Below are 12,765 nucleotides of genomic sequence, written 5' to 3' on the forward strand. Positions count from 1 at the left end.
TGGCTTGTAATTTAACCGACAAAAACCAAGATGTAGTCTTTTTCGTGGTAGGCATTATTAAATATAGACTTGAGCTCTTTGAAGTCTTCAACAAGATGCCGTTCATTATATGCCAGGTCGGGGGAGTTGTCATTATGCCACACGTCAGGATAAATCCCGTTATCATTTAATTCCTGCGCATCGTACCTCTGCTTGATATCAGCTTCAGAGACATTGTTGAGTATATCATGAATGGCAGCAACTGATGCGGCATCCAAATAAGGCATTAAAGACCCGTCATTTTCCCAAAACTTCATTTGCTCTTCCGGAGACAAACCATCGTACCAGGCGCGTAGCAAAGATCGTTTGGGTTCAAAGATCTCGCTTACAAGCGCTGCTGTTGCAGCATTTTGCCCTTTGGACAATATGAACGCCAGGCCCATAAACGTGCCTGCAAATATTGAATAACCTTTAGCCATTGCGCTAATATCGAACGGTTGCTTATCAACTGAACTCGTTAGCTGCATTAAACTGTCTTGAGAAACTCTATATAGCGTGGCGGACTGACTCATGGTATTATTGTCTAACAGACTACATGCACTATAGCCGAAAGGCAATTTAAAGCATAAATTACTCCGTCCGCAAACTCTTTACAGGATTGGCAGTAGCAGCTTTAAACGCCTGGAAGCTTACGGTGATCAAAGTAATGATCAGCGCACCCAAACCAGCTGCTGCGAAAACCCACCACGAGATCGTTGTCCGGTATTCATATTGATCCAACCAGGCGCGCGTGAAGTAATGAGCGACTGGAACAGCTATTACAAATGCAATCAGCACAAGCAATACGAACTCCCGGGTAAGCAGCCCCCACAGGTTAATAACAGAAGCACCCAATACTTTGCGCACACCAATTTCACGGATGCGCTGCCGCACCACAAAAGAGGCAAGACCGAATATGCCAAGACAGGAAATGAAGATAGCCAGAACAGCAAAGAAACCCGACAGAATGCCGATCCGTTCTTCTGCGGCAAACTTGCGCCCATATTCTTCATCCACAAACTTATACTCAAAAGGCGAAGAAGGATTCATCCTGGTAAAGACAGGAGCTATTCTGCTGATAGCATCACTGACACTTAATGCAGGATTAAGACGTATCGTGATCACAGGGCCTATATTGGGCACCATGAAGAAAATACTTTGTTGCACTGGCTTATAAGGTGACTCCGTAACCATGTCTTTGATGACACCCGCAACAGTAAACGTGTTACCATTCCAAACGATCTTCTTGCCCACAGGGTCTTTTAAGCGCATGTAGTTCACCGCCGTTTCATTGAGAATAATCGCCGTATTATCAGTAGGGAAGTCGCGCGAAAAGTCACGCCCTTGCGTAAACTGCCAGCCTACCGTTTTACCAAAGTCATAAGTAACAGCCATCAGTGCAAAAGACTGTTGCGGCAGGTTGGCATCCTTGCCCTCCCAGCTAAAACGGTCATCAAAGTAATTGTTTTCGGTTGTGGTAGCCGAAGACTGGGCAAAACCTGTTGCGCCACCGGAAGCCAGCAGCTCCTTTTGCAGCACATCGTATTTACCATTCAGGTCGGGCGTATTCATCGCAATACGGATCAGCCCATTCCTGTCATACCCAATCGGCCTGTCCTGTGCAAACTGTATCTGGCGATACACTACAATCGTTCCAATGATCAAAACAATGGAAACGGTAAACTGTACGCCCGACAGCATACGCCTTGGCACAACACCTTTCCAGCTGCCACTGAACGTGCCTTTCAACACTTTTACCGGCCGGAAAGCAGAAAGATAAAGCGCCGGATAACTTCCTGCCAGCAGCGCCGTAATACCAATGAACAGCAACGATAAAGTCCAGAAACCGGGATGGGAAAAAGGAAAGCCGATCTCCTTGCCGGCTATTTTATTAAAGCTATCCAGGCACAACGACACCATAGCAATACTCACCCCGAAAGCAATGACCACAATAAGTAAGGATTCACCCAGGAATTGTTGTATCAGCTGACCCCTCGCAGAGCCAAACGTTTTACGAATACCTACTTCTTTCGCTCTTTTTTCTGATGAGGCAGTACTCAGGCTCATGAAGTTGATACAGGCCAGCAGCAATACAAATCCACCGATCAATCCAAATAGCCAAACAATCTGCAGCTGACCGCCCGCCTGCACACCATTCTTCCATACAGACCGTAAATGCCAGTCCTTCATCGGATGCAGGAATAGGGTAGTGCGCTCTGCTGCCGGCTTCGGCTGGGTAGTGGCAATCTTAGGCCAGTACACATCTTTGATGGTTTGAGTAATATTGGCCATGGAGATACCTGGCGCCGTCTGCACGAAAACATGGAAGGAACTATTACCCCAGTTATTCAAATCTTGTTTTACTGCAGGATTGGTAGCCACCAATAAGCTCCAGGGACATAAAAAGCCTATATCTGCAAAACGGCTATTGGAAGGCAGATTGGCAAAAACACCAGTCACCTTGATATCATATCGATTGTCCAGTTTCACCGTTTTCCCAATTACATCCGTGCTGCCAAACAATGAAACAGCCAGAGATTGGGATAATAAAATTGAACGGGGCGCTTCAAAACCGGCATTGCTGCCCGCTATCATAGGCAGGGTAAAAATGTTGGTAAAATCTGGTTCCACATAAAGACCCTGCCGGGTAAACAACCGGTTATCAACTTTCAGAACATGCTCACTACTTTCCGTAGCCAGCGCTACCTGCTTAAAAAGATTGTTGTAATTCGTTCTCAGTTCTCCCGCTAAAGGAATGGGAAAATGATTGCTGTTATCAGCAATAAACACTTCTCCATTGGTCACCTCCCTTCTCGCAATTTGACCAATGGCATCATAATTTTTATTGGAGCGGTTAAAAGACAACTCGTCCCATATCCACAAACCGATCAGCATGGCCACTGCCATGCCCAAAGCGAGCCCACCAATATTGATGAAAGAAACAGCTTTATTATTGCGGAGGTTCCGCCAGGCGATAAGGCAGTAGTTTTTAAACATGGCTGGTAGTTTATGGTTAAATAATACTACCAGAACCTATGCCGGAAAACAAATAGATTGATTGTCAACAAGTAAGCAAATTTACCAAACTCCTAATCCGTTCGTTTTCGATACAGGGATTGTATCATTTAGGGCTATTTAAGTAGTCGAACGCGACCGGTAAGTGACCCAGGCAATGGGCAGCCCCACACAAAACATCAGTATCAGCATATTGGTGATGACACCGGAGGTAGTGTGCTTCATCACGGGCGTACTGCTCAGGGGCACCACTACCAGGTTCATGGCCAGCCACACCAGCACGCCATATAAAAGCCCGGTAACGATCCAGCGCTGGCTGATCCGCCTGAACAAGGGCCACGCATAGTAAAAGATGGCGGCAAAAATGGTAGCAATTAGAAAGTGGAGCAGTAAACCCAGCACCCGCATGATGAGGGTATTGGTGGGATCGTAAGCTTCTTCCTTACCCACCACGCCGCTGGCAATGAAATTCAGTATAGGGAGAGGATCTTTGCCACTCTTAATGGCATAATTCACGAAAGCAGCAATGATGTCGAGCGTGCCGGCAAATAATCCAGCTTTAAGAATAACAGGCAATCCCTGTTTGCGCGGCAGCAGTCCCTGCGCAGGTGCGCTGAGGATCGTTTCAGTTGGTTTGGCCATGATGGTAAAGGACGGTTAAACATCCTGTTGCAATAAATTTACCCCTATTTGTGGCAGCCGGTCCGGGAGATATACGTACGACCGTCAACGACCTCCTGAAAGTGATTACCGGCTGACAACCAGTAAGTACGCAGATTCGTCGTTATTTTTACTGTGGAAGCCATACAGAACAACGAGTACGTACAGTCAGGCCGCTCAAAGCGGCCAGACTAAACCAATAATGACTAATCAATAATTAATAATCAGCTGATGATTGTTTGCATGAAAAAGATAGGGTGTCTGATCGTTTGCTTTGCCCTTGTTTACTCCCTCAAGGCCCAGACTTCCGATGAACAGTTCCGTATGCCGCTGAAAGAAGTGCTGGCCGATATTGAACACCAGTACGGCATCAAAATGCAGTTCACCGAAGACATGGTGAAAGACAAATGGGTCACCTATGCCAAATGGCGCTACCGCCCCGATGCAGAAGCCACCCTGGCCAGTGTACTGGCGCCGCTGGACATGGCAGTTAATAAAACCGGCGACAAACGTTACAAGCTCAAGTATTTCGAATACCACCGCCTCACGCCCGAAGATGGCAAAGCCCGGCTTGATCATCTTGCCTCTCTCTACAACAATGCCCAACAGTGGGAGCTGCGCAGGGATTCTCTAAAGAAATGTATGTGGGAAGCCTTACAGTTATCACCCTTACCACCAGCCCCCGCCAGCAAGCCCATCATCGTCAACAAAAGAACGATGAACGGGTACAGCATCGAGAACATCGCTTTCGAAGTATTGCCCGGCGTATACATTGCCAGCTCTCTATACCGTCCACTAAAAGCAAAAGGTAAAATTCCGGTGGTACTATGCCCCGATGGCCACTGGGCCAAACACCGTTACCGCGACGATTGTCAGTACCGCTGTGCCACGCTGGCCCGCATGGGCTGCATGGCCATCAGCTATGATCTTTTTGCCTGGGGCGAATCCTTACTACAATTTAAAACAGAAGACCATCGCCGTGCACTGGCCATGACGGTACAAGCGCTGGGCACTATTCGTATACTTGACTACCTGCTTACGCTGAAAGAAGCCGACAGCAGCCGCGTAGCTATTTCAGGCGGCTCGGGCGGCGGCAGCCATACCATGCTGATCACTGCGTTGGACAACCGTATTAAAATAAGCGCGCCCGTTGTCATGCTCTCATCCTATCATAGTGGCGGTTGCCCTTGCGAAAGCGGTATGCCCATTCACCTCTGTGGTGGCGGCACCGCCAACCCGGAGATCGCTGCCATGGCAGCGCCCCGTCCGCAACTGGTGATCTCCGATGGCAAGGACTGGACCGATCATGTGCCCCAGGTAGAATTTCCTTACCTGCAAAAAATGTATGGGTATTATGGCAAGACCAGCTTAGTAGAAAATGTACACCTGCCCGAAGAAGGCCATGACTTTGGTGTCAGCAAGCGGCAGCCGTTGTATCAGTTCATTGCAAAGCATTTTAACCTCGATATAAAAGCACTCCTGGACACTAACGGTAAAGTAGATGAAAGCAAAGTAACCATCGAGCCAGAGCCTGCCATGTATGTATTCGGTCCAAAAGGAGAAAACCTGCCGGCCAATGCGGTCAGGAGCTTTGATGAGTTCCAAAAAATGTTCAACACGCTAAAACGATAGCACAAAAGTGAGTTGTCACAAAATCGCCTGTATGTTTCGAGTCCTATTTATAGCAGCATTCATCTTTAGTTCAATTATCACTTCTGCCCAACCCTACGATCTCCGTTGTGAACATCGTGCAAATCCTATGGGCATCGACAAAGCATTGCCCGTCCTCAGCTGGAAAATAAAAAGCGCAACACCTGGTTGTATGCAGTCTGCCTACCAGGTAATCGTATCTACAGATGCTGCAGGGTTAACAAGCAATAAGAACATAACATGGAACAGCGGCAAGCAGCTTTCCGGCAATTCTATACAAGTCGTTTACAAGGGCAAAGCTTTACAGCCTGCCACCACTTATTATTGGAAAGTACAGGTATGGAACGAGGAGAAAAAAGCATTTGGATGGAGTGAAACAGGCAGCTTCACCACAGGCATGTTTGCGCAGGCTCACTGGCAGCAGGCACAGTGGATAGGGTATGAGGAAATGAACGACACCATGCGGGTGATTCCCGGCGTACATGGCAGCGGGAGCAAACTTGGAGACAAAGCCAAACAACGTCCTGTAACGCCTTTGTTCCGCAAATCATTCAACGTTAGTAAGAAAATACGCAGTGCTGTAGCCTTCATCAGTGGGCTGGGACAATATGAAATGAGCATCAATGGCTCCAAAACCGGAGAGAGCTTTTTAGCACCCGGCTGGACCTATTATGATAAAACCTGCCTGTACAACACATATGATGTAACTGCGCAACTACAATCAGGCAACAATGTCATCGGCGTAGTAGTAGGCAATGGCTTTCACAACATCAACCGCGAGCGGTACCGCAAACTGGTAACCGTCTTTGGCATGCCCAAAATGATCTGCCTGTTGAAGATCACTTATACTGATGGAACGGTGCAAACCATTGTATCCGATAAAAGCTGGAAAACGGCTCCTGCAGCCATTACGTACAACAGTATTTTTGGCGGCGAAGATTATGATGCACAACTGGAGCAGGCCGGCTGGAACAAGCCTGGCTTCAACGATGCCACCTGGAAGAATGTATTGCTGGCCACGCCTCCTAAAGGCAAATTGATAGCCGAGTTGGACTACCCGGTTAAAGTGATGCAATCCTTCACTGCAAAAAAAGTTACACAACCTGTAGCCGGGAGTTATATGTACGACTTCGGGCAAAATGCTTCCGGCATTGTAGAGTTGAAAGTACGTGGTAAAAAAGGGCAAACCGTTAAGCTGACGCCCGCCGAGCTGATCAACGAACAGCTACTATCGAATCAGAAAGCCACTGGCAGCCCATACTATTTCAGTTACACATTGAAAGGTGATGGAGAAGAAACCTGGCGGCCATCCTTTTCCTATTATGGTTTCCGCTATGTGCAGGTAGAAGGTGCAGTGCCAGACACAGCATCGGGCACAACAGACATACCCAAAATAACGGGGCTTACTTTACTACACACCCGCAACTCAGCACCAGCCAATGGGTCATTCGTTTGCTCCAACACCTTATTCAATCGCATCGACACCCTGATTCAATGGGGCATACGGGGCAATTTCCAAAGTGTGGTCACTGATTGTCCGCACCGCGAGAAGTTGAGCTGGCTGGAACAGGATTACCTCATGGGTGCCTCCATGAAATACAATTTCGAAACGTACAACCTCTACAACAAGCTCATCCAGGATATGATGGATGCGCAATTGCCCGACGGCATGGTGCCCGACATTGCACCGGAATATGTGCTCTTTGATGGCGGTTTCCGTGATTCGCCGGAATGGGGTAGTGCAGCTGTCATCCTTCCCTGGCTGCAATACAAATGGTATGGCGACACTTCCATCATCCGCAAAGCCTATCCCATGATGCAGCGCTATGTGACCTATCTCAAAAGCAAATCGAAGAACGATATCCTGTCCCACGGATTGGGCGACTGGTATGACCTTGGCCCCAACCGCCCCGGCTTTGCACAGCTTACACCCATGGGGCTTACTGCTACGGCCATTTACTATTACGACGTATCCCTGCTGAATAAGATGGCGCAGCTCTTAGGCAAGAAGACCGACGCTTCCAACTATGCAACACACGCCAAAGCTATCAAGCAAACATTCAACGACACCTTCTTCAACAAACAAACAAAAATATACGCCACCGGCAGTCAAACTTCCATGGCCATGCCATTGGTGGTTGGACTGGTGGAAGACCAATACAAAACAGCAGTATTCCAAAACATGGTAGACTCAATCACAGCTACCGGTAAAAAGTTAACGGCTGGCGATGTAGGTTTCCACTTCCTGGTACAGGCGCTTCACGAAGGCGGCGCTTCGCAATTGTTGTATGATATGAATTTCCGGGACGATGTGCCGGGTTATGGTTACCAGTTGAAGAAGGGCGCAACTGCCTTAACAGAATCCTGGCAGGCATTGGAAGTCGTGTCCAACAACCACCTGATGCTGGGACATATCATGGAATGGTTTTATGGCGGATTGGCCGGCATCAGGCAGTCGGATAGTTCCATAGCCTGGCGCGATATTGTGATACAGCCCGAAGTGGTAGGCGATATCACCTATGTGAAGGGAAGTTATGAAACATTGTATGGCACCATCACGAGCGAATGGAAAAAAGAAGGGAATACATTCATCCTGAACGTGACCATTCCTGCTAATACGAAAGCTACTATTTACGTTCCCGGTGCAGAAGGCAAAACGCTTACTGAGAACAACCTGCCCGTGCCCATAACAGGTTACCACAAAGGAGCGGCAATAACAGGCGTAGGTGCAGGGAGCTATCAATTTGTGGTGAAGTAAAATAACAGTAATATTGTCTTTCAGCTTGCTTGGTGCTATATGGTCTGCTTTTACATTCATTAAGACCTAATATATAGCGATGATGAAATTTGCCTATTGGATATGCTTGCCGGCAACGATTGTTTGCCTGTCATTACCCGCTCGTGCACAGCAACAGCCGCTCAAACTCTGGCATCAACAACCCGCTTCCAAATGGACAGACGCCCTTCCCATCGGCAATGGCCGCTTAGGCGCTATGATCTTTGGCGATGCATTGAACGAACACATTCAGTTCAACGAAGAAACCTTATGGTCGGGCGGACCACACGATTACCAGCGCAATGGCGCCTGGAAGTATTTACAACCCATCCGTCAACTACTGCAGGAAAGTAAACAAGCCGAAGCGGAAGCACTGGCAGAAAAGGAATTCATGGGCGTTAAATATCCCCAGCAAACAGATTACGATGCACGAAAAGCTACGTGGCTCAGCAAAGTAAAAAGTGATACACGCTATGCAGCAGCAGACTTCAACGATGCCAGCTGGAAAACCATGCAGGTGCCCAACAACAATGGATGGGAAGCCATGGGGCTGGGACTCGATGGGCTGGACGGCGCAGTGTGGCTGCGCACTGCATTTGAAATACCCGAAGAGTGGGCTGGCAAAAATATTTATATCGACCTCGGACGTGTTCGTGATGCAGACATTACATACGTAAATGGACAACGCATCGGTTCCACCGATACCATGACCATCAACAGGCATTACCTGATCCCTGCAGCGGTATTGAAGAAGGGACAGAACATCGTGGCCATGCAGGCACTAAACTTTTTTGATAAAGGAGGCTTCTCCGGCCCACGCGGCAATCAGAAAGCTTTTGTCATTTACCCCGAAGGCAGCACGCAAGAGCAAAGCAAGCCCATCTCTACCACCTGGAAGTATTGGGTGCAGGATGACAACCCACCGCTCTTTCCGCGTTACCAGGCCGACTATCAGCCTTTCGGTGATCTGTGGTTGCGCGCAATCAATCAAACCGCGCAACAGGAAGTAGCTGATTACCGCCGTGAGCTTGACATCACTACTGCTATTTCTACCGTATCATATAAACAGCAGGGCGTTATTTTTACCCGCGAGTATTTCGCCAGTGCTCCTCAACAGGCAATTGTTGTACGCTTAACAGCCAGCAAGCCCGGCAGTATCAATCTCGAAGCGCTCCTGAAAACATCTCATAAGATCTCCTCCACTAAGAAGATTGACAACCACACGCTGGCACTTAACCTGCAAGTGAAGAATGGCGTATTGAAAGGCGCCAGCTACCTGCATGTTGCCACCGTGAAAGGACGCGTGGAAGTAACAGATAGTTCTATTGTATTGAAGGATGCCGATGAAGTCACTTTTTATCTCGTAGCCGGCACCAGCTTTAAGAATTATCAGGATGTAAGTGGAGACCCAGATGCAGTCTGTAAACAGTCATTGCAAAAGCTGGCTGGCAAATCGTATGCAACCATTAAAGCAGCACACATCGGTGATTATAAAAAGTACTTTAATACTTTCTCTGTTGATCTTGGCACGAGTACCGCTGCTGCATTGCCCACCGATCAGCGTATCGATCAGTTCAGCGCCACGAAAGATCCGGCGTTGCTATCGCTGTACATGCAGTATGGCCGTTACCTGTTGATCTCTTCTTCACGCCCAGGCACGCAAGCGGCCAACCTGCAAGGCATCTGGAATGATCTGCTGACACCTCCCTGGGGCAGCAAGTATACTTCCAACATCAACCTCCAAATGAATTACTGGCCGGCCGAGTTGCTGAACCTAAGCACCTGTACAGACCCATTATTCCGTTTAATAAAAGAAGCCGCCACAACAGGCCAGCGTACCGCCAAAGAACATTACAATGCTCCGGGCTGGGTGCTGCACCACAATACCGACCTGTGGCGCGGCACAGCACCGATCAATGCTTCTAATCACGGTATTTGGGTCACAGGAGCTGCCTGGCTCTGCCTCCATTTGTGGGAGCATTACCAGTTTACGCAAGACAAAACATTCCTCCGCGAAGCTTATCCCCTGATGAGATCTGCTGCCAGCTTCTTTGTTGAGTTTCTCGTTAAAGACCCCAAAACAGGCTGGCTGATCAGCACACCTTCCAACTCGCCCGAACAAGGTGGTTTGGTAGCAGGCCCCACGATGGATCACCAGATCATCCGTGAGCTGTTTAAGAATACGATCCAGGCTGCGAAGCTGTTGCAAACCGATCTTCCGCAGCAACAGGTATGGAAAGAGAAATACCAGCAGATTGCCCCCAATCAGATCGGCAAGTATGGACAGCTGCAGGAATGGTTGCAGGACAAAGACGACACGGCCAACAAACACCGCCACGTATCGCACTTATGGGGTGTATATCCCGGTACGGATATTACCTGGGATAGCTCGGCCATTATGATGAAAGCAGCACAACAGTCATTGCTCTATCGGGGAGATGGCGGTACAGGTTGGAGCCTTGCCTGGAAAGTCAACCTCTGGGCGCGGTTCAAAGATGGAGATCACACTTTACGCATGGCCGAGCGCCTGCTGGCGCCGGCCGACAACAATACCGGCGAGGGTGGGGGCGTATACCGCAACCTGTTTGATGCACACCCTCCCTTCCAGATCGATGGCAACTTCGGTGGCGCAGCAGGCATTGCAGAGATGCTGGTGCAAAGCCATGCCGGGTATATCGAGCTCTTACCAGCTTTACCGGCAGCCTTGCCTAATGGTGCCGTAAAAGGCTTATGCGCCCGCGGCGGCTTTGAGATCGACCTGCAATGGAAAGACGGCAGCTTGCAACAAGCCACCATCTTATCCAAAGCCGGCGGCATTTGCCGGTTACAATACAAAGGGAAAACAATTACGATCAACACGCAAAAAGGCAAATCTTATCCAATAAGTCCAACCTCGATGCGGCCCTAATATCACCTCGTTGGCGCCTCATTGCTTCCCCGGATTCCGGGGAGGCAAAGAGGAAGCAAAGAGGAGAAATCGGGGAGAACCAGTCAATCATCACAGGTTTTACCTCTAATCGTCACAGCTTTTTGAGGAACTCGTGGCAGGTTTCCGGGAAGACGGTCACATTTTTGAACAAACAGCAAGGAAGGAACTATACTTTTGCTTTATCATCAACAAGCTCGTTAAGTATGGACACTTCCGGCAATAAACTTTCCCGCTTCTTTCAAAGCACCAACTACTTCTCAGCACAACAGGTGCAGGAGATCGTGCAGCTGTTTGAAGAAAAGGAAATCGAGAAGAATGAATTGTTGTTGCGCGAAGGCCAGGTGTCCAATGACTACTATTTCCTCGAAGAAGGATTTATGCGGGCGTTTGTGTATGACCTCGATGGCAAGGATGTGACCACCAGTTTTTATCCGCCTGGCACTGTCGTAGTAGAAGTATCCTCTTTCTTCAACCGCGTCCCTTCACGGGAAAGCCTGCAGGCGTTAGCTGATTGCAAAGGCTGGTTCATCACCTATGAACAACTCAATCATTTATTCCATGCCTATCCGGAGTTTCGCGAGTTTGGCAGGTCGATACTGGTAAGAATACTGACAGCACTAAAGAACAGAACATTATCGATGATCACGGAAACAGCCGAACAACGCTACGAGCATTTATTAAAGACCAACCCCGATATCTTTCAAAACGTTCCGCTCAAACACATCGCCTCCTTCCTCGGCATCACCGACACCTCCCTGAGTCGCATCCGGAAAGAATACGCCAAGAGGTAAGTTGAGCCTGTCGAAGCCATCAACGCCAGACTACTGTATTTACCCCTATCAACTTCTCAACTTATTAACCTGTCAACCCTTTCTTGCCATTTGGCAAGATATATCTCCACATTCTGTTCTTCCTTTGTGCTATCAATATTTTATAGCCATGGAACAATTACCCCTGTACATCCCGGTGGTATTCATTGCCACGTCCTTACTTACCTGGTTCTTCCTGTACAAAAGCAGCCGGTTATCCCAACGCTTTATGATCATCATTGCAATATGGTTGGCGTTGCAGGCCATGATCAGCTTATTGGATTTTTATAAGAACACCCATACCACGCCGCCGCGTTTTATCCTTGCCATCGGTATTCCTGTCCTGACCATCATTGGATTGTTTGCTACACGACAAGGCAGGACATGGATAGATAGCTGGGACGTGAAATGGCTTACCTGGCTACATGTAGTGCGGGTGCCAGTGGAGCTGACGTTATACTGGCTATTCCTCTATAAAAAGATACCGCAACTGATGACTTTTGAAGGCGTCAATTATGATATACTTTCCGGCATCACTGCTCCTGTTATATTTCTGTTGTGTTTGGCTACACCTCGAATTCGCCGGATGCCTTTACTCATCTGGAACTTCATTTGCCTGGCGTTGTTGTTCAATATCGTTATCCGCGCCATTTTAGCGGCACCCACGCCTTTTCAGCAACTGGCTTTTGACCAACCCAATGTGGCAGTATTGTATTTCCCCTATGTGTGGCTGCCGGCTTTCGTTGTACCGGCAGTACTGTTATCGCACCTCATCGCCATCAGGAGACTAATACGTAAAAACGGACAACGCCTGTAACAAAAGCGGACAGTATACCCTTTTCAGAAAGCCGCTAATCAGCTGATTCTCAGGCACACTATAAGATGGCATCCTTTTGGGTCTGTTAGTG

The 12,765-nt window shown here is 48.4% G+C and carries 8 protein-coding genes and 1 pseudogene; 6 read left to right on the forward strand and 3 right to left on the reverse strand.

What is annotated here, in order from left to right; translation table 11 throughout:
- Positions 1–11: 11 nt before the first annotated feature.
- From AC5JBY_RS16170 to AC5JBY_RS16180, 3 genes are all read right to left on the reverse strand, one after another.
- Entirely contained in the window at positions 12–551 is a 540-nt protein-coding gene (locus AC5JBY_RS16170; RefSeq protein ID WP_495905659.1) for a DUF1877 family protein, read from the reverse strand.
- Positions 552–609: 58 nt separating this feature from the next.
- The gene (locus tag AC5JBY_RS16175; protein ID WP_495905660.1) at positions 610–3,015 is read right to left on the reverse strand and encodes an ABC transporter permease; all 2,406 of its coding nucleotides are present in this window, start codon (positions 3,013–3,015) and stop codon (positions 610–612) included.
- Positions 3,016–3,153: 138 nt separating this feature from the next.
- On the reverse strand, positions 3,154–3,675 hold the full coding sequence (locus AC5JBY_RS16180) for a hypothetical protein (protein ID WP_495905661.1): 522 nt from the start codon (positions 3,673–3,675) through the stop codon (positions 3,154–3,156).
- A gap of 261 nt (positions 3,676–3,936) precedes the next feature.
- On the opposite strand from AC5JBY_RS16180, the gene AC5JBY_RS16185 reads away from it, so the two are divergent.
- The 6 genes and pseudogenes from AC5JBY_RS16185 to AC5JBY_RS16210 all read left to right on the forward strand — a co-directional run bounded on the left by AC5JBY_RS16185 (position 3,937) and on the right by AC5JBY_RS16210 (position 12,674).
- Entirely contained in the window at positions 3,937–5,325 is a 1,389-nt protein-coding gene (locus tag AC5JBY_RS16185; protein WP_495905662.1) for an alpha/beta hydrolase family protein, read from the forward strand.
- Between the two features lie 154 nt (positions 5,326–5,479).
- Positions 5,480–7,762 (forward strand): annotated as a pseudogene (locus AC5JBY_RS16190) (family 78 glycoside hydrolase catalytic domain); the annotation flags it as partial.
- Positions 7,760–8,101, forward strand: a complete 342-nt coding sequence (locus AC5JBY_RS16195; protein WP_495905878.1) for an alpha-L-rhamnosidase C-terminal domain-containing protein — start codon at positions 7,760–7,762, stop codon at positions 8,099–8,101. The pseudogene AC5JBY_RS16190 and the gene AC5JBY_RS16195, both read left to right, overlap by 3 nt.
- Before the next feature lie 79 nt (positions 8,102–8,180).
- Positions 8,181–11,027, forward strand: coding sequence for a glycoside hydrolase family 95 protein (locus tag AC5JBY_RS16200; RefSeq protein ID WP_495905663.1), 2,847 nt, complete (start codon positions 8,181–8,183; stop codon positions 11,025–11,027).
- 224 nt (positions 11,028–11,251) lie between these two features.
- Positions 11,252–11,839: a Crp/Fnr family transcriptional regulator gene (locus tag AC5JBY_RS16205; RefSeq protein ID WP_495905664.1), complete on the forward strand. Its 588-nt coding sequence runs from the start codon at positions 11,252–11,254 to the stop codon at positions 11,837–11,839.
- Positions 11,840–11,987: 148 nt separating this feature from the next.
- Positions 11,988–12,674: a DUF8737 domain-containing protein gene (locus AC5JBY_RS16210; protein WP_495905665.1), complete on the forward strand. Its 687-nt coding sequence runs from the start codon at positions 11,988–11,990 to the stop codon at positions 12,672–12,674.
- Positions 12,675–12,765 lie beyond the last annotated feature (91 nt).

This window comes from Paraflavitalea sp., from assembly GCF_059502485.1.